Origin of the sequence: Streptomyces sp. NBC_00459 (assembly GCF_036013955.1) — a bacterium.
Classification (GTDB): Bacteria; Actinomycetota; Actinomycetes; order Streptomycetales; family Streptomycetaceae; genus Streptomyces.
The window spans coordinates 2,438,975-2,456,866 of record NZ_CP107903.1 but is presented as its reverse complement, the minus strand read 5'-3'; the positions used below and the strand labels follow the sequence as shown (position 1 = coordinate 2,456,866).

At 70.5% G+C, this 17,892-nt stretch carries 19 protein-coding genes; 13 read left to right on the top strand and 6 right to left on the bottom strand.

The annotated features are described in order from the left end of the window. The first annotated feature begins 122 nt into the window (after positions 1 to 122). The 6 genes from OHN74_RS10765 (at position 123) to OHN74_RS10740 (ending at position 5,350) form a co-directional block, all read left to right on the top strand. Entirely contained in the window at positions 123 to 878 is a 756-nt protein-coding gene (locus OHN74_RS10765) for a metallophosphoesterase family protein (protein ID WP_327700068.1), read from the top strand. 141 nt (positions 879 to 1,019) lie between these two features. Continuing rightward, positions 1,020 to 1,460, top strand: a complete 441-nt coding sequence (locus OHN74_RS10760) for an SRPBCC family protein (RefSeq protein ID WP_327694324.1) — start codon at positions 1,020 to 1,022, stop codon at positions 1,458 to 1,460. A gap of 133 nt (positions 1,461 to 1,593) precedes the next feature. Beyond that, positions 1,594 to 2,787 (top strand): ArsA family ATPase, encoded by a 1,194-nt coding sequence (locus tag OHN74_RS10755; protein ID WP_327694322.1) that lies wholly within the window; start codon positions 1,594 to 1,596, stop codon positions 2,785 to 2,787. A 57-nt stretch (positions 2,788 to 2,844) separates the two neighbouring features. Then, complete coding sequence (locus tag OHN74_RS10750; RefSeq protein ID WP_327694321.1) at positions 2,845 to 3,348, top strand: DUF5304 domain-containing protein; 504 nt, start codon at positions 2,845 to 2,847, stop codon at positions 3,346 to 3,348. A 115-nt stretch (positions 3,349 to 3,463) separates the two neighbouring features. After that, positions 3,464 to 4,417, top strand: coding sequence for an ROK family glucokinase (locus OHN74_RS10745; protein ID WP_327694320.1), 954 nt, complete (start codon positions 3,464 to 3,466; stop codon positions 4,415 to 4,417). Between the two features lie 177 nt (positions 4,418 to 4,594). Next, positions 4,595 to 5,350, top strand: coding sequence for an endonuclease/exonuclease/phosphatase family protein (locus OHN74_RS10740; RefSeq protein ID WP_327694319.1), 756 nt, complete (start codon positions 4,595 to 4,597; stop codon positions 5,348 to 5,350). A gap of 109 nt (positions 5,351 to 5,459) precedes the next feature. Here the strand turns inward: OHN74_RS10740 and OHN74_RS10735 are convergent, their stop codons facing one another. Together OHN74_RS10735 and OHN74_RS10730 are read right to left on the bottom strand one after the other, a co-directional pair. Next, entirely contained in the window at positions 5,460 to 6,059 is a 600-nt protein-coding gene (locus OHN74_RS10735) for a hypothetical protein (RefSeq protein WP_327694318.1), read from the bottom strand. Then, positions 6,052 to 6,885: an alpha/beta hydrolase gene (locus OHN74_RS10730; RefSeq protein ID WP_327700067.1), complete on the bottom strand. Its 834-nt coding sequence runs from the start codon at positions 6,883 to 6,885 to the stop codon at positions 6,052 to 6,054. Before OHN74_RS10730 ends, OHN74_RS10735 begins: the two co-directional genes overlap by 8 nt. A 189-nt stretch (positions 6,886 to 7,074) precedes the next feature. Between OHN74_RS10730 and OHN74_RS10725 the strand changes: the two genes are divergently transcribed. The 4 genes from OHN74_RS10725 (at position 7,075) to OHN74_RS10710 (ending at position 11,038) form a co-directional block, all read left to right on the top strand. Then, entirely contained in the window at positions 7,075 to 7,815 is a 741-nt protein-coding gene (locus OHN74_RS10725; RefSeq protein ID WP_327694317.1) for a lysophospholipid acyltransferase family protein, read from the top strand. A 35-nt stretch (positions 7,816 to 7,850) separates the two neighbouring features. Continuing rightward, positions 7,851 to 9,107 (top strand): MacS family sensor histidine kinase, encoded by a 1,257-nt coding sequence (macS, locus tag OHN74_RS10720; RefSeq protein WP_443060364.1) that lies wholly within the window; start codon positions 7,851 to 7,853, stop codon positions 9,105 to 9,107. A gap of 83 nt (positions 9,108 to 9,190) precedes the next feature. Then, a complete protein-coding gene (locus tag OHN74_RS10715; RefSeq protein WP_327700065.1) occupies positions 9,191 to 9,841 on the top strand; it encodes a response regulator transcription factor in 651 nt (216 codons plus the stop codon). A gap of 168 nt (positions 9,842 to 10,009) precedes the next feature. Next, on the top strand, positions 10,010 to 11,038 hold the full coding sequence (locus OHN74_RS10710) for a 6-phosphofructokinase (protein WP_327694316.1): 1,029 nt from the start codon (positions 10,010 to 10,012) through the stop codon (positions 11,036 to 11,038). Between the two features lie 45 nt (positions 11,039 to 11,083). Here the strand turns inward: OHN74_RS10710 and OHN74_RS10705 are convergent, their stop codons facing one another. Beyond that, positions 11,084 to 12,946 (bottom strand): anthranilate synthase family protein, encoded by a 1,863-nt coding sequence (locus OHN74_RS10705; RefSeq protein ID WP_327694314.1) that lies wholly within the window; start codon positions 12,944 to 12,946, stop codon positions 11,084 to 11,086. Between the two features lie 331 nt (positions 12,947 to 13,277). Here OHN74_RS10705 and OHN74_RS10700 point away from each other — a divergent pair, with 331 nt between their 5' ends. Both OHN74_RS10700 and OHN74_RS10695 read left to right on the top strand, forming a co-directional pair. Further along, entirely contained in the window at positions 13,278 to 14,630 is a 1,353-nt protein-coding gene (locus OHN74_RS10700; RefSeq protein ID WP_327694313.1) for a class II 3-deoxy-7-phosphoheptulonate synthase, read from the top strand. 177 nt (positions 14,631 to 14,807) lie between these two features. Continuing rightward, the gene (locus tag OHN74_RS10695) at positions 14,808 to 15,044 is read left to right on the top strand and encodes a (2Fe-2S)-binding protein (protein ID WP_327694312.1); all 237 of its coding nucleotides are present in this window, start codon (positions 14,808 to 14,810) and stop codon (positions 15,042 to 15,044) included. Between the two features lie 15 nt (positions 15,045 to 15,059). Here the strand turns inward: OHN74_RS10695 and bfr are convergent, their stop codons facing one another. Beyond that, positions 15,060 to 15,539 (bottom strand): bacterioferritin, encoded by a 480-nt coding sequence (bfr, locus tag OHN74_RS10690; protein WP_327694311.1) that lies wholly within the window; start codon positions 15,537 to 15,539, stop codon positions 15,060 to 15,062. Between the two features lie 185 nt (positions 15,540 to 15,724). Between bfr and OHN74_RS10685 the strand changes: the two genes are divergently transcribed. Continuing rightward, positions 15,725 to 16,372, top strand: a complete 648-nt coding sequence (locus OHN74_RS10685) for a sulfite oxidase-like oxidoreductase (protein WP_327694310.1) — start codon at positions 15,725 to 15,727, stop codon at positions 16,370 to 16,372. A 14-nt stretch (positions 16,373 to 16,386) separates the two neighbouring features. On the opposite strand, the gene OHN74_RS10680 is transcribed toward OHN74_RS10685, so the two are convergent. Further along, positions 16,387 to 16,872, bottom strand: a complete 486-nt coding sequence (locus tag OHN74_RS10680) for a DUF4396 domain-containing protein (protein WP_327694309.1) — start codon at positions 16,870 to 16,872, stop codon at positions 16,387 to 16,389. 96 nt (positions 16,873 to 16,968) lie between these two features. Then, positions 16,969 to 17,841 carry a deoxyribonuclease IV gene (locus OHN74_RS10675; RefSeq protein WP_327694308.1) on the bottom strand — a complete coding sequence of 291 codons (873 nt, stop codon included), beginning with the start codon at positions 17,839 to 17,841 and terminating at the stop codon, positions 16,969 to 16,971. Between the last annotated feature and the right edge of the window lie 51 nt (positions 17,842 to 17,892).

Sequence of the window (17,892 nt, the reverse complement as noted above, 5' to 3'; positions counted from 1 at the left end):
GACTGGCCAGTAATCGTGAGCGACCCCCCTGTCCTGTTCACCGGAGCCGCACACGCCTACCCTTGATCGCCATGGCACCCACACCGCGGGGCAACCCACATGAGAAGAGGACGCGCATTCATGTGGTCAGTGACGTGCACGGCAACGTGCGTGACCTGGCCGTGGCCGGTGCGGGCGCGGACGCCCTGATCTGCCTGGGCGACCTGGTCCTCTTCCTCGACTACGCCGACCACTCGCGCGGCATCTTCCCCGACCTCTTCGGCACCGAGAACGCCGACCGCCTCGTGGCGCTTCGCACGGCCCGCCGCTTCGAGGAGGCGCGCGAGCTCGGGGCCCGGCTGTGGGCGGGCATCGGCATGGACCGGGCGGCAGCCATAGAGAAGGCGGTGCGCAAGCAGTACGCCGAACTGTTCGCCGCGTTCCCGACACCGACGTACGCCACCTACGGCAACGTCGACATGCCGACACTGTGGCCGGAGTACGCCGGCCCGGGCACCCAGGTCCTGGACGGGGACCGGGTGGAGATCGGGGGCCGGGTCTTCGGCTTCGTCGGCGGGGGGCTGAAGACACCCATGCGCACGCCGTACGAGATCAGCGACGAGGAGTACGCGGCGAAGATCGAGGCGGTCGGCGAGGTCGACGTGCTGTGCACGCACATCCCGCCGGAGGTCCCGGAGCTCGTGTACGACACGGTCGCGCGCCGCTTCGAACGCGGCAGCCGTGCGCTCCTGGACGCGATCCGGCGCACGCGCCCCCGGTACGCGCTGTTCGGCCACGTCCATCAGCCGCTGGCCCGGCGGATGCGGATCGGCGCCACGGAGTGCGTGAACGTGGGGCACTTCGCGGGGAGCGGAAAGCCGTGGGCGCTCGAATGGTGATCCCCGGGTCCGACGGCGGTCCGGCCTACGGTGACCCGGGTCCTGGTGGCAACGGCCCGCCCTGCGCGGGGTAGCCTTCACGCTGCACATACGTGCGCACCCACCCTCCCTCACCGGACCGCATCTGGAGGAGCCACTTCGATGGCGGAATTCACCAGTTCGAGCATCACGATCGAGGCGGCACCGAACGAGGTGATGGCGGTGATCGCCGACTTCGCCCGTTACCCGGACTGGACCGGCGAGGTGAAGGAGGCGGAGGTCCTGAAGACCGACGCCCAGGGCCGCGCCGAGCAGGTCCGCCTCGTCATGGACGCCGGCGCGATCAAGGACGACCAGACCCTCGGCTACACCTGGACCGGCGACCACGAGGTCTCGTGGACCCTGGTCAAGTCGCAGATGCTGCGGGCGCTGGACGGCTCGTACATCCTGAAGGCGGCGGGCGACGGCGCGACCGAGGTCACCTACCAGCTGACGGTGGACGTCAAGATCCCGATGCTCGGCATGATCAAGCGCAAGGCGGAGAAGGTCATCATCGACCGCGCGCTGGCGGGCCTGAAGAAGCGCGTGGAAGAACCCAAGTAGCCCGGTCCTCGAACGCCGGCGGGGACAATTCAGCCCGTCCGGCGTTTGAGGACAAGGCCCGTTCAGGGCCGTAGGGGGGGTCCGGGGGCGCAGCCCCCAGGGGTGGGCGCCGACACCGGTACCGTTCACCCACATGCGCACCCTCCTCCTGACCGGCCCCGGCGGCTCGGGCCGTACCACCCTCGCCGCGGCCACCGCACTGACCGCGGCGCGCGACGGCACCTCCACGCTCGTCCTCAGCACCGACCGCACCGACACCCTCGGCGCCGCCCTCGGCACCCCCACCGGCCCCACCCCGGTGTCCGTACCAGGCACCCCCCACCTCACCGCCTGGCGCCCCGACGCCGCCGAACGCTTCCGCGCCGACCTCACCGCCTTCCAGGACCGCGCCGCGAACGTCCTCGACTTCCTCGGCGCCTCCCGGCTCGACCCCGAGGAGCCGACGCCCCTCCCCGGCGCCGAGGAACTCGCCCTCCTGCGCGCCCTGCGCGACGCCGCGCTCTCGGAGGCGTACGACCTCCTGGTCGTCGACCTCCCGCCCACCCCGCAGGCGCTCGCCCTCCTCGCCCTCCCCGAGGAACTCCGCCGCTACCTGCGCCGCCTCCTCCCGGCCGAACGCCAGGCCGCCCGCGCCCTGCGCCCCGTCCTCGGCCGCCTCGCCGGCGTCCCGATGCCCACGGAGTGGCTGTACGAGGCCGCCGCCCGCTGGGACGTGGAACTGGCCGCCGTCACCGCGGTCGTCGAGGACCGGGACACCGTCGTACGCCTGGTCGCCGAACCCGGCCCGGCCGGCACCGACGCGGTACGCGCCGCCACCACCGGACTCGCGCTGCGCGGCCTGCGCGCGGACGTGCTGCTGGCCAACCGGGTCCTGCCGGAGCCCTCGATCGATCCCTGGCTCGCCTCCGTCACCGCCCAGCAGCGCAAAGCGCTGGAGGAGTGGGCCGAGTCGGCCGCGTCGCCGCAGCCGTACGCCCTCCACCAGGTCCCGCACCTCGGACACGACCCGCGCGGCACCGACGACCTGGCCGCACTCCGCGCGCCCGCCGTCAACCGGACCCCCGCCACCGTCGAGTGGCCCGTCACCGACCACCTCGCCGACGACGGCGTGCTCGTCTGGCACATCCCGCTGCCCGGCGCGATACGCGAGGAGCTCGACCTGGTCCGGCGCGGCGACGAACTCGTCGTCACCGTCGGCCCGTTCCGCCGTATCGTCCCGCTGCCCTCGGCACTGCGCCGCTGCACGGTGGCCGGCGCCGCCCTGCGCGACGGCGAGCTGAGGATCCGTTTCGCGCCCGACCCGGATCTGTGGCCGCAGACACGATGAACGGCGTACGTCCATTCGGGTACCGTCGGAGAGACGAACCGTAGTCAGGAGCCCGCCATGAGCGAAGAGCGCCCCACATCCGAAACCGCTCGGGGGGACGCGGCCGACGAGGCACCGTACGAGACGCCCGTCTCCGACGCCGACGCGTGGGCGAAGGCCTGCGCCGAGGACCTCGAAGCGGAGAAGGCGCGCCGCCGGGCCCGGTACGGCCCGCCGCCCGGCTCCGCCGCCGAGGAACTGCGCAAGCTCGTCGACGCCGTCTCGGAGAAGTTGTCGTCCTTCCAGTCCCCGCTGCTCGGCGCGGTGGCCCAGGGCACCGCCCAGCAGGTGGTGCAGCAGGTCGTCCAGCAGGCCAAGGCGGCCGTCGAACCGGTGATCGAACGCAATCCGGATGTCTTCGACCACCTGGCGGCCGCGGGCAACGAACTGCTCGCCGCCTACCGCTCGGCGGTCGAGAACCAGGAGCGCCGGTGGACGACCCGGGAGGCCGACCGCGGAAGGAACCGGGGCGAAGGCCCGGGCGAGGGCACCGGTTCGGGCGAGCGCATCGACCTGGACTGACACCCCCTTGGATCACGTCCCGCCGGGCCCGCCCACCGTACGGACGAAGGGCACCCGGCGACAGGGCCTCGGGTACGGTTGGCCGTAGCGGGGCTCCACCGAAACTGAGGGATTCATGGGACTCACCATCGGCGTCGATATCGGCGGCACGAAGATCGCGGCCGGCGTGGTCGACGAGGAAGGCAACATCCTCTCGACCCACAAGGTGCCGACCCCGGGCACGCCCGAGGGCATCGTGGACGCAATCGCCGCCGCCGTCGAGGGCGCGCGCGCCGGGCACGACATCGTGGGCGTCGGCATCGGCGCCGCCGGATACGTGAACCGCCAGCGGTCCACGGTCTACTTCGCGCCCAACATCGACTGGCGCGAGGAGCCGCTGAAGGACAAGGTCGAGAGCCGCGTGGGCCTGCCGGTCGTCGTCGAGAACGACGCGAACGCGGCAGCGTGGGGCGAATACAAGTTCGGCGCGGGCAAGGGCCACCGCAACGTCATCTGCATCACCCTGGGCACCGGCCTCGGCGGCGGCATCATCATCGGCAACAAGCTGCGCCGCGGCCACTTCGGCGTGGCCGCCGAGTTCGGCCACATCCGCGTGGTCCCGGACGGGCTGCTGTGCGGCTGCGGCAGCCAGGGCTGCTGGGAGCAGTACGCGTCCGGGCGCGCCCTCGTCCGGTACGCGAAGCAGCGCGCCAACGCGACCCCGGAGAACGCCGAGCTGCTCCTCTCCCTGGGCGACGGCACGCCGGAGGGCATCGAGGGCAAGCACATCTCGATGGCCGCGAGACAGGGCGACCCCGTCGCCGTCGACTCGTACCGCGAACTGGCCCGCTGGGCCGGCTCGGGCCTCGCCGACCTGGCCTCCCTCTTCGACCCCTCCGCCTTCATCGTCGGCGGCGGCCTCTCGGACGAGGGCGAACTGGTCCTCGACCCCATCCGCAAGTCCTACAAGCGCTGGCTGGTGGGCGGCAACTGGCGCCCGGTCGCCGACGTCATCGCCGCCCAACTGGGCAACAAGGCAGGCATGGTGGGCGCGGCGGACCTGGCAAGAGAACCCGACCCGATCATGTAGGACATCCCCGTGCCTGTGGCTGCTCGCCGTTCCCTTGCAGGGGGCGGCGAGCAGTGTCTTTTAAGGGGCGCGGGGAACTGCGCGACAAGCCACAGCGGGCCGCGAGACGGTCAACTACCGCACCCCCCACGGCGAGTTACCGGCATCCCCTCACCCCACCTCCGTATCTTGACCACCATGGCGACGAACCCCCCGCTCCCCAACCCGGCCACAAACCCAGACGGTTCCGCCGTCATCCGAGTCCTCAGCTACAACATCCGCTCGATGCGCGACGACACCACCGCCCTCGCCCGCGTCATCACCGCCTGCGCCCCGGACCTCGTCCTCATCCAGGAAGCCCCCCGCTTCTTCCGCTGGCGCAAGAAGCTCTCCCGCCTCGCAGCCGCCTCCGGCCAGGTACTCCTCTCCGGCGGGGCCACCGCCGCCGGACCCGCCCTTCTCTGCTCCCTGCGCGCGACCGTCGAACGCACCGAGGACGTCCTTCTCCCGCTCACCCCCGGCCAGCACCGCCGCGGCTTCGCGACGGCGGTCGTCCGCTTCGGGGCCGCCCGGCTCGGCGTACTGAGCTGTCACCTCAGCCTGCAGAAGGACGAGCGGTACGAGCAGTCCGGCCTGCTCCTCGACCGCCTCGCCGCACTGGACGTACCGCACGCGGTCGCGGGCGGCGACCTCAACGAACGCCCCACCGGCCGCAGCTTCCGGCGCCTGGCCACCGGCCTCCAGGACTGCTGGACCGCCGCCCCCTGGGGTACGGAGTACACCTCGACGCCCAGCGACCCGCACCAGCGGATCGACGCGATCCTGGCCACGCCGGGCATCGAGGTCCTCGGCTGCGGGGTGCCGTCGGGGCATCCGGGAGTGCTGGCGTCGGACCTGAGGGCGGCGACGGATCACCTGCCCGTGCTGGCGGCTCTGCGGGTACCGGCATCCTGAGCCCGGCCCGCCGGGCGGAGCAGCGGCGTCGGGCGGAACCGCCGAGGGCGGTCACGGACCACCTTCCGGTCCTGACCGCCCTCAACCGCCGACTGCGTGACAGCGGTCGTCAGACCACCGCGCCCCGCCCCGGATCCTGCTCGTCGTCCTCGTCGCCCTTCATCCGCATCACCAGCGTCGCGAACCCGCCGAGGAACCCGCCGATGCCCAGTGTCGTCAGCCACCAGGTCATGTCCCAGCCCAGCACCACGGCGAGCAGCAGCAGGACCGGACCGCCGAGCACCGCCAGCCAGGCGAAGCGGGCGGTCGTGTCGGAGTCCCCCAGCGGAGGTGGCTCCGGGGGCACGAAGTGGCCCTCGTCGTCATCGTCGAAGTCCTCCTCCGACGCTTCGGGGGCCGTGTAGTCGCGCGGGCCGCCGCCGACGCCCGGGGCGAAGGCGACGGAGCTGCCCAGCGGCTTCACCGGCTGGCTGTCGCCCTTGGCCACCTTGTCGGCGTTGCCCTTGGGGTCGGGGTCGACGGTGTCGTCAGTGTCCTCGTTCGTGTCCGGTTCGAGCAGCGCCAGATCCTCGACGGACTTGAACGGCTTGGCGCCGGGCGGGTCCGGCGGCTCGTCGCCGTACGCCTCCACGATCGCGGCCCACGCGGCCGCCTCGTCGAAGGGCACGCCCTTCTCCTCCGGCTCGCGGTCGGAGTCGTGCTCAGCCACCCGTGGCCGTCCCTTCCTGCTGCCCCACTTGGTCTCCCAGTCCCACCGAGTCCTTCGACTCCCCGGACTCCTTACCGGCCGCGGGTGCGAGCCGGAGGACGAACGCGTGGCTCTCCTCGAAGATCCGGTCCGCATCATGGTCCAACGTCGCGACGTGATAGCTCTGTTCCAGCACGATCTCCGTGACGTCCGTGGACGACACCCGGCTGAGCACCCGGGCCGAGTCGGCCGGCGGCACCACATGGTCCGCCCGGCTGTGCAGCAGCAGCATCGGCTGCGTGACCTGCGGCAGCTCGCCGTCGACCAGACGGTAGAACGTCCGCATCGAGTGCGCCGCGTGCAGCGGAACCCTGGGGTAACCGACCTCCTCGACGCCCTCCTTCTTTATGTCGCTCACGATGCCGGGCACCGAGGGCACCAGATGACGGATGACCGGAAGGGCGTACGCGGCAAGGCCGTGCACCTTGTTCGCCGGGTTGACGACCACGATGCCGCTGATCCGGTCGCCGTACTGCGAGGCGAGCCGCAGGGTCAGCGCGCCGCCCATCGACAGGCCGAAGACGAACACCTGGGTGCAGCGATCCAGCAGGGCGCGCAGCTCACGGTCCACCTCCGCGTACCAGTCCTGCCAGCCGGTGAGCTGCATGTCCTCCCAGCGCGTGCCGTGCCCGGGCAGCAGCGGCAGCGAGACGGTCAGTCCGCGCTCGGCGAGATACTCCGCCCAGGGGCGCAACGACTGCGGGGAACCGGTGAAACCGTGACAGAGGAGGACTCCGACCTCCCCGCCCTCATGGCGGTACGGCTCGGCTCCAGGAAGGACCGGCACCATCGGTCTCCTGTTCATGGGGTGGGTGACTGGGGTGGGTGATCACGCACGGAAGCCACGAGGCTCCGAGGCGTACTTCACCGTACGCGACCGCACTGACACCGACCAGGGCCGTCGGGCTCTTTGACAGTGCTGCGGGTTAAGGTCTGATCCACAGACACAGGAGGCAGTCGGTTGTTGTACGGCGCGATGAAGGTTTCCGTCGGGGTCCCGCTGAAGGTCGCCTTCAGGCCCTGGGTGGAAGGCCTGGAGAACGTTCCGGCCGACGGCCCGGCGATCCTGGCGAGCAATCATCTGTCCTTCTCCGACTCGTTCTTCCTTCCCGCGGTCCTCGACCGCAAGGTCACCTTCATCGCGAAGGCCGAGTACTTCACGACGCCCGGGCTCAAGGGCCGGATGACCGCCGCCTTCTTCAAGGGCGTCGGCCAGCTCCCGGTGGACCGCTCCGGGGCGCGTGGCGCGGGCGAGGCCGCGATCCGGAGCGGTGTCGAAGTCATCGAGCGCGGTGAGCTGTTCGGCATCTATCCGGAGGGCACGCGCTCGCCCGACGGCCGCCTCTACCGGGGCAAGCCCGGCGGTCTCGCGCGCGTGGCGCTGGCCACGGGGGCGCCTGTCATCCCCGTGGCGATGATCGACACCGAGAAGATCCAGCCGCCGGGCAAGGTGATGCCCAAGCTGATGCGCCCGGGCATCCGTATCGGCGAGCCGCTCGACTTCAGCCGGTACCAGGGCATGGAACACGACCGTTTCGTGCTCCGGGCCGTGACCGACGAGGTCATGTACGAAATCATGAAGCTCTCCGGCCAGGAGTACGTCGACATCTACGCGTCGGCAGCCAAGCGCCAGATCGCGGAAGCGGCGAAGGCGGAGAAACTGGCGGAGAAGCAGGCGCAGAAGGCTCTGGAGAAGGAACGTTCGGGCACCAAGTAGCGGTACCGGGGGCGGGTTCGGGGTGGGCGGGGGACATGGCCGTACGTGAGAAAGCCGGGCGTGATGGCGCCGGGCGGGAGAAAGCCGGGCGTCCGAAGGTCATGCGGATGTCGGTCGAGCAGCCGCTGTGGCGTGCGCTGGCCGGCTACCGGGTGCTCACCATGCTGTACGCGCTGGGGTTCTTCGCCACCGCCTACGACGGGTTCCAGCGTCTGTGGGTCGCCGTCGCCTACTACTGCGTCCTGTTCGTCTGGACCCTGGCCACCCTGCCCTGGGTCGCCAACGCGGCCAGCTGCACCAAGCGCTTCCTCGCCGCCGACCTGACGGTCGCCCTCGCCGGCATCCTCCTCACGCCCCTCGCCGACACCCACGAACGCATTCAGTCGGGCGGCCCGACCCTGCCGTCGATATGGACGGCGGGGTCCGTCCTGGCCTTCGCGATCAAGGGCGGCTGGCGCTGGGCGGCCTTCGCCTCGACACTGGTCGCCGTCGTGAACCTGGTCGAGCGCGGCACCCCGGCCCGCGACACCATCCACAACGTGATCCTGGTGTGGGTCGCCTCCATCGCCATCGGATACGTCGTCGAGGTCGCCCGTGCCTCCGAGCGCACCCTCGCCCGCGCCCTGGAGATCGAGGCCGCGACCCGCGAACGGGAGCGGCTCGCCCGGGACATCCACGACAGCGTCCTCCAGGTACTGGCGATGGTGCAGCGGCGCGGTGCCGTGCTCGGCGGCGAGGCCGGGGAACTGGGCCGGATGGCCGGCGAGCAGGAGGTCGCGCTGCGCGCTCTCGTCTCCGGCGGCCTCGTACCGGAGTCGCGTGAATGGCAGTACGCGGAGGCCGTACACGCGGCGGGGGAGTCCGCGCCGGACCCGGTGGACCTGCGCACCCTGCTCGTCCCGTACGCCACCTCGACGGTCACCTTCTCCGAGCCCGGTACCCCCGTGCCGCTCGCCCGGGCCGCCGCGAAGGAGCTGGCCGCGGCGGTCGGCGCCGCCCTGGACAACGTACGGAAGCATGCCGGGGAGGGCGCCCGGGCCTGGATCCTGGTCGAGGACGAGCCGGACTCCGTCGTCGTGACCGTGCGCGACGACGGGCCGGGCATCCCGGAGGGGCGGCTCGCCCAGGCGGAGGGCGAGGGGCGGCTCGGCGTGGCCCAGTCGATCCGCGGCCGGCTGCGCGACCTCGGCGGCGACGCCGAGCTGATCTCGGTGCCGGGGCAGGGCACCGAGGTCGAACTGACGGTACCGAAGGACACCAGAACGACACGGGGGAAGGCGGAGCGGCGATGACGGCCACCGGGAACGACAACGAGAGCGGGAACGGCAAGGGTATGGCTGTGGACGAGGAAGGCGGCCGGGGCCCGCTGCGGGTGATGGTGGTGGACGACCATCCCATGTGGCGCGACGCGGTCGCCCGCGACCTGGCCGAGTCCGGGTTCGACGTGGTCGCCACGGCGGGCGACGGCGAGCAGGCCGTACGCCGCGCCCGGGCCGTCGCGCCGGACGTCCTCGTGCTCGACCTGAACCTGCCCGCCAAACCCGGCGTCCAGGTCTGCAAGGAGCTGGTCGGGTCCAACCCGGCCCTGCGTGTCCTGGTCCTCTCGGCGAGCGGCGAGCACGCCGACGTACTGGAGGCGGTGAAGTCCGGCGCGACCGGCTACCTGCTGAAGTCGGCCTCGACGGAGGAACTGGTGGACGCGGTGCGCCGTACGGCGGTCGGCGACCCGGTGTTCACCCCCGGTCTGGCCGGTCTGGTCCTCGGCGAGTACCGCCGCCTGGCCTCCGAGCCGGCCCCGGCCGCGGGTGCCGACGACCCCAAGGTCCCGCAGCTCACCGACCGCGAGACGGAGGTGCTGCGGCTGGTGGCCAAGGGTCTCAGCTACAAGCAGATCGCCGAACGCCTGGTCATCTCCCACCGCACGGTCCAGAACCACGTCCAGAACACTCTGGGCAAGCTGCAACTGCACAACCGGGTGGAACTGGTGCGGTACGCGATTCAGCGCGGCCTGGACGACGACGAGTAGGACGCACGGGTAGGACGCACAGGACGCGCGGCACCCCGTACGTGTCGGCTCGTCCCGAGATCAACTACCGCACAATTCACCGGAATTGACCTTCCCGCCCATCCCAAAGTGACCTGCATCACGATTAGCGTGACCTTCAGCAGGCATCCGCGGCGAAGGGACACTTCCATGCGCGTCGGAGTACTGACCGGAGGCGGCGACTGCCCCGGGCTCAACGCCGTCATCCGGGCCATCGTCCGCAAGGGCGTACAGGAGTACGAGTACGACTTCGTCGGCTTCCGGGACGGCTGGCGAGGTCCGCTGGAGGGCGCCAGTGTGCGCCTCGACATCCCCGCCGTGCGCGGGATCCTCCCGCGCGGCGGCACCATCCTCGGCTCCTCACGGACCAACCCCCTCAAGCAGGAGAACGGCATCGCCCGCATCCGGGAGAACCTCGCCGCGCAGGAGGTCGACGCGCTCATCGCGATCGGCGGCGAGGACACCCTCGGCGTCGCGGCCCGCCTCACCGACGAGTACGGGGTGCCGGTCGTCGCCGTACCGAAGACGATCGACAACGACCTGTCCGCCACCGACTACACCTTCGGCTTCGACACCGCGGTCGGCATCGCGACGGAGGCGATCGACCGACTGCACACCACCGCCGAGTCGCACATGCGCGTCCTCGTCTGTGAGGTGATGGGCCGCCACGCCGGCTGGATCGCCCTCCACTCCGGCCTCGCCGGCGGCGCCAACGTCATCCTCATCCCCGAACAGCGCTTCGACACCGAACAGGTGTGTGCCTGGGTGACCTCGCGCTTCAGTGCCTCCTACGCCCCGATCGTGGTCGTCGCGGAGGGCGCCATGCCCAAGGACGGCGACATGGTGCTGAAGGACCAGTCCCTCGACTCCTTCGGCCATGTGCGGCTGTCCGGCGTCGGCGAATGGCTGGCCAAGGAGATCGAGAAGCGGACCGGCAAGGAGGCACGCACCACGGTGCTGGGCCATGTCCAGCGCGGCGGCACACCCAGCGCCTTCGACCGCTGGCTCGCCACCCGCTTCGGCCTGCACGCCATCGAGGCGGTCCGTGACGGCGACTTCGGCAAGATGGTCGCCCTGCGCGGCACGGACATCGTCCGGGTCCCGATCGCGGAGGCCACGGCGAAACTCAAGACGGTCGACCCGAAGCTGTACGAGGAGGCCGGCGTCTTCTTCGGCTGAGTGCGCGCGGGGGCGCCCAGGCACGAGCCCGGGCGCCCCTCGGCCTCACCCCAGGGTGCCGGCACCCCGCAGCCGCCCCATCAACTCCCCTACGACAGCGGCCCCGTTCAGCGTCAGCACCGACTCCGGGTGGAACTGGACGCCCGCGAACCCGGGCCCCCGCAGCGCATGCACCTCACCGCTCGCACTCCGGCTGACCTCGACCCCGTGCGCGGCCAGCTCGCCGGCGGCCTCGTCGCCGCAGTGCGCCACGAAACTGTTGTAGAAGCCGACGGTCTCCGGCCGCCCGAACAGATCGATCTCCGTCTGCGCGCCCTGGTAGGGAATCTCCTTGCGCACGATCTCCAGTCCCAGCTCCGCAGCGATCAGCTCGTGCCCGAGGCAGACCCCGAGGACACCGTGCCGGTGGTCCCGCACGACCTCGGCCGTCAGTTCGCGCAGGAACCGCATCCTCGGGTCGGCCAGGTCGCCCGGATCACCGGGGCCGGGCCCGAGAACCAACGGCCCCTCGTGCCGTACGACGGCCTCCCGCAGCCCCGGTTCGTCGTAGCGCCGCACGGTCACGTCGAGGCCCGACGAGCGCAGGACGTGCGCGAGCATCGCCGTGAACGTGTCCTCGGCGTCGACGACCAGGGCGTGCCCGGACAGTTCCTGGGTCCGCTCCTGCATCCGCAGCCAGAACGGCGCCAGCGAGGACCGCCGCCCGTCCAGCGCCGCCCGCACCCGTGGATCGTCCATGAGCCGCGGCCGTACGCCCGTCTCCCGGGGCCTTCCCGGGACGACACCGAGCGCCGCCAGCACCCCGGCCGCCTTTGCGTGGGTCTCGGCGACCTCGCCCGCCGGGTCCGAGCCACGGACGAGCGTGGCGCCGACCGGCACCCGCAGCCGTCCGTCCGGCGCGATGTCGGCGGTCCGGATGAGGATCGGCGAGTCGAGGGTCTGCGCCCCGCCCGCATCCCGCCCGACGAGCGCCAACGCCCCCGCGTAGTAACCGCGACCACCGACCTCGTGCCGCTCGATCACCCGGCAGGCGTTCTGCACGGGCGACCCGGTCACGGTCGCCGCGAACATGGTCTCCTTCAGCACCTCCCGCACATCCAGGGAGGAGCGCCCCCGCAACTCGTACTCCGTGTGCGCGAGATGGGCCATCTCCTTCAGCCGCGGCCCCACCACGACCCCGCCCATGTCGCCGACGGTGCACATCATCTTGAGCTCCTCGTCGACGACCATCGACAGCTCCTCGATCTCCTTGCCGTCGGCGAGGAAGAAGAGCAGGTGCTCGGGGGTCGGCCCCTCGGCCGGATAGCGGTACGTCCCGCTGATCGGGTTCATGACCACGGTCCCGCCGGACATCCGGACGTGCACCTCGGGGCTGGCCCCGACCAGGGTCCGCTCCCCGGTGTGCACGACGAACGTCCAGTAGGCGCCCCGCTCCCCGACCAGCAGCCGCCGGAACAGGGCGAGGGCGTCGGCGCGTCCGAACCCCGGGATCTCACCCTCGTACGTCCGCCGAATGACGAAGTTCGCCCCCTCGCCGCGCCCGATCTCCTCCCGCAGCACCCTCCCGACGATGTCCGCGTACTCCTCGTCGCCGACGTCGAAGCCACCGCCCTCGACCCGTACGTCGTGAGCCGGGAGCTGGTCCAGGGCCTCGGCGAGCGGGAGTTCGTAGGTCTCCTCGGGCGTGAGCACCGCGAGCGGGGTGCCGTCGTCGCGGACGTCGAAGCCGCGCTCGCGGATCTGGCGGAAGGGGATGAGGGCGAGGCCCTCGTCGGGGATGTCGGCGAGCCGGTCGTACGTGGTCACCGGGCCGAGCAGCAGTTCGACCACGGAGTGGTCGTGCCCTGGAGTCCGGCGGCGGAGCAGCGCGAACGGGCGGTTGTCGTGCAGGAGCCGGTCGAGTCGCATGGTTCCTCTTCCATCGATGACTGGATCAGTGATCGGGAGGAACGGCCTGGCCGCGGAAGTCCGCGAAAACACCGAAGGCCGCCCCTCGGGCGGCCTTCGCGAAGTCTTGCGTACGCGCAGTCAGTGGGCCGCCGAGTGAGCGGGCCACCACCAGTTCTGGATCTGGGTCGAGTGCGCGAACATGCGACGGACCATACACCACGGGCAACGGGCGGATCGTGAACCGGCGCACGGACCGGCCATTCCGCTCACCGGACCCGAACGAGCGAACCCCGTCTCACTTGATGAGCAGGCGGATGGACGCCCGACATGACCCCGTAATGTTGGGGCCGTGACCGTGAACGCTAAGACCAGCGCCAGCGCTGGCAACACCTGGCGAGACCTGCCCGCGGCGCAGCAGCCCGAGTACCCCGACACCGAGGCTCTGCGCGCAGTCGTTGCGGAGCTCGAGTCGTATCCGCCGCTCGTCTTCGCGGGCGAGTGCGACCAGCTGCGCGCCCGGATGGCGGCCGTCGCCAAGGGAGAGGCGTTCCTCCTCCAGGGCGGCGACTGCGCCGAGTCCTTCGACGCCGTCGGCGCCGACCACATCCGCGCCAAGCTGAAGACCCTCCTCCAGATGGGCGCCGTCCTCACCTACGCGGCCTCGGTGCCGGTCGTGAAGGTCGGCCGGATCGCCGGCCAGTACTCGAAGCCGCGCTCCAAGGGCACCGAGACCCGCGACGGCGTGACCCTGCCGACCTACCGCGGTGACTCGGTCAACGGCTTCGACTTCGACGAGAAGTCCCGGATCCCGGACCCCGAGCGGCTGAAGCGGATGTACAACGCCTCCGCCTCCACGCTCAACCTGGTCCGCGCCTTCACCACCGGCGGCTACGCCGACCTGCGCCAGGTGCACGCCTGGAACCAGGACTTCGTGAAGTCGTCCCCGTCCGGCCAGCGGTACGAGCAGCTGGCCCGCGAGATCGACAACGCGCTGAACTTCATGCGCGCCTGCGGCACGGACCCGGCAGAGTTCCAGACGGTCGAGTTCTACTCCTCGCACGAGGCGCTGCTCCTGGACTACGAGTCGGCGCTGACCCGCGTGGACTCCCGCACCGGACGGCTGTACGACGTCTCGGCGCACATGGTGTGGATCGGTGAGCGCACCCGGCAGCTGGACGGCGCGCACATCGAGTTCGCCTCCCAGGTCCGCAACCCGATCGGCATCAAGCTCGGCCCGACGACCACGGCCGAGGAGGCGCTGCAGTACATCGAGCGCCTCGACCCGGACCGTGAGCCGGGCCGGCTGACCTTCATCGTCCGCATGGGCGCGGACAAGGTCCGCGACAAGCTGCCCGAGCTGGTCGAGAAGGTCACGGCGTCGGGTTCGACGGTGGCCTGGATCACCGACCCGATGCACGGCAACACGTACGAGGCGGCCTCCGGTCACAAGACCCGCCGCTTCGACGACGTGCTCGACGAGGTCAAGGGCTTCTTCGAGGTCCACAAGGAGCTGGGTACGCACCCCGGCGGTATCCATGTGGAGCTGACCGGCGACGACGTCACCGAGTGCGTGGGCGGCGGCGACGAGATCTTCGTCGACGACCTGCACCACCGCTACGAGACTGCCTGCGACCCCCGGCTGAACCGCAGCCAGTCGCTCGACCTGGCGTTCCTGGTCGCGGAGATGTACCGGGACCAGTAGCAGATCACCAGTAGTCGCGCCTGTTACAGGCACGTGCCGTGGGGCGCGGATCACATACGATCCGCGCCCCACACCACTTTTCGGGTACCTACGAGACAGGTAAGGTTAGGTTTGCCTCACCGATCAAGCGGACATCCTTGGTCTTGGTACGGCACGACCTTTGGATCCCGTCGGGAGGTGACCCGCGTGTACGTCTGCAACTGCTTCGGAGTGACCGAGACGCAGGTGAAGAAGCATGCGGCGGACGGCGCCTGCACTCCCCGGCAGATAGCTTCGGCCTGCAAGGCGGGCACGGACTGCGGCTCGTGCGTACGACGCATCCAGGCGCTGCTGGGCAGGGGCGCGTACCCGACCCGTGGCCTCGTGGACGAGAGCCGGCCGGTCCGGGCCGAAACGCTGGACGAGGCCGCCTGACCCGGAGGTCGGCTGTCAGCTCTCCGGCTGCTCGATGAGCTGCGCGATGTAGAGCGCCTCGCCGAGCTTCTCCACCAGTTCCAGCTGGGTGTCCAGGTAGTCGATGTGGTGCTCCTCGTCCGCGAGGATCGACTCGAAGATGTTCGCCGACGTGATGTCGCCCTTGCCGCGCATGACCTCGATACCGCGCTTGAGGCGGTCGATCGCCTCGACCTCGACCTGCCGGTCCGCCTGGAACATCTCCGTGAGGGTCTGGCCCACCCGCACATGGAAGAGGCGCTGGTAGTTCGGCAGGCCGTCCAGGAACAGGATCCGGTCGGTGAGGATCTCCGCGTGCTTCATCTCGTCGATGGACTCGTGCCGCGTGTACTTCGCGAGCTTCGTCCAGCCGAAGTTCTCCTGCATCTTCGCGTGCAGGAAGTACTGGTTGATCGCCGTGAGTTCGGCGGTCAGCTGCTCGTTGAGGAATTCGATGACCTCGGGGTCGCCCTGCATCGCAGAGGCTCCTTCCAAGCGGGGGACTGGGGAGGTTGCCGCCGAATGATCGCACCGCCGCCGAAGATCGTCCAGTAAGTGCATACTTAGTAAGTAAGGGCAGGCTTAGTCCAGGTTATCCGGACTTGATGGTGTCTGGGCTGGCCTGGTCATGCGCACGCTCCCTGGTCTGTCAGGATGGAGTCATGGGTCAGCCGGTGGAAAGTGAATCGGGAGAGCGCGATTCAGGAAGTGCGGCGCAGCCCGAATTGCCGCCGGGACAGCGAGTACAGCGCGGCTGGCCGGTCACCCATTACGGGCCGGTGCCCAAATTCCGCCCCGAGCGCTGGGAGTTCAGGGTTTTCGGCGCCACCGCCGACGGCGAGAAGCACTGCTGGAACCACGAGGAGTTCACGGCCCTGCCGCATGCCTCCGTCCTGGCCGACCTGCACTGCGTCACCAAGTTCAGCATGCTCGGCGCCGAGTGGGGTGGAATTCCGGCGCGGACGATCCTCACGGCGGCTCCGCCGGCGCCCGAGGTCACGCACGTCATGGTCTGGGCGGAGTACGGCTTCAGCTCGAATCTCCGACTGGCCGATTTCGCCTCCGACGGCACGATCTTCGCCACCCACAAGGACGGTGAACTCCTCACCGCCGAACACGGCTTCCCGCTCCGGCTGGTGGTGCCCCACCTGTATGCCTGGAAGGGCCCCAAGTGGGTCCGCGGGGTCGAGTACATGACCGCCGACCGCCGCGGCTTCTGGGAGGAGCGCGGCTATCACAACGTCGGCGACCCCTGGCGCGAGCAGCGCTACTCGTACCAGGAGGAGCCCGGGGACGGCCCCGAGCTCTGAGGCCGGTATCGGGGTCAGTGGTGGTACTGGTGCACCACCGCGTGGCCCTTGCCGCGGCCGATCGTCCACTTGTTGACCGGCGTGGTGACGACGAAGGCGATGACCAGTGAGATCGCCAGCGCGCCCCAGAACAGCACATCGTCCAGTTGGGCGTCCATCGCGCCGGGCCACAGCGTGATCACGCCGTTGTCCACCAGCTCCATCACGGCGATCGACAGGGTGTCCGCGGCCAGCGCCACCCGGACGGCCGTACGGAGGCCGACACCGGCCCTCAGGACGCCGCGCAGGGTGAGCGAGTAACCGAAGAGGAACGCCAGGACGACCGCCAGCACGGTGGTGGACAGGTTCCCCCAGCCCAGCGCCGTGCCGATGACCATCCCGAGCACCTCGCCGATGGCGCAGCCGGTCAGGCAGTGAAGGGTGGCCTGGACGGCCACGGCCCAGGTGGCGGCAGGTATGTGGGCCGGTGTGTGCTGGTGCGCGGGTGTCTCGTGCTCCATGGGTGCTCCCGATGTCACGCGGTCACGGTTTCCTGCACTCGCCAGCAATATACCCCTAGGGGGTATTCCCTCGACTGTTCGTTCCCGACTGTCCGTCTACAGCCCGTCCCGGAGTTTCTTCAGCCGCTCCACGTCCGCCGCGTGCCCCTCCTTCCCGCCGGGCGTCTCGATGATCAGCGGTACGCCCTCGGTCGCGGGGTGCGTCATCAGCGCCCGGAACGGGTCCTCGCCGATGTGCCCCGCGCCGATGTTCGCGTGCCGGTCCTTGTGCGCGCCGACCACGTCCTTGGAGTCGTTGGCGTGGATCAGCTTCAGCCGCCCCTCGCCGACCGTGTCCACGAGCAGGTCGAGGGTTTGGTGCATACCGCTGGGCCCGGTGAGATCGTGCCCGGCGGCGAAGATGTGACAGGTGTCGAGACAGACGCCGAGCTTCGGATGGGCGTCGAGCGCCTCGAAGTACGGTCCGAAGTCCCAGGTGCGCGAGCACAGCGAGGAACCCTGCCCGGCGGTCGACTCCAGGAGCAGGAACGGGTCGTCGTCGTGGGTGAGCTCGTCGAGCAGCGGCAGCAGATGTTCCCGCACCTGTTTGAGGGCCACGGACCGCTCCCGGCCGCCGGTCGCGCTCCCGGTGTGCACCACGACACCCAGGGCGCCGATCTCCCGGCCGCGCCGCAGCGAGTGCCGCAGCGACTCCACCGACCGCTCGACGGTCGCCTCGGTGTGCGAGCCGAAGTTGATCAGGTACGGGGCATGGACGTACGCCGGGATCGAGCCCTCGGCACAGGCCGTCCGGAACTCCTCGTCCTGCCGGGGACTGCCGACGGGCGTCGCCCAGCCGCGCGGGTTGGCCACGAACACCTGCACGGTCTCGGCCAGGAGGTCGCGGGCGTAGGACAGGCCGACGGAGTGGAGACCGCCGGCCACGGGAACATGGCCGCCGACGGGGTTGCGGAGCTGCTTGCTGGTCACCCTTTCAGGGTGTCACGCGATGCTCCACGTCCCGTCGGCGGATGCCGGCGG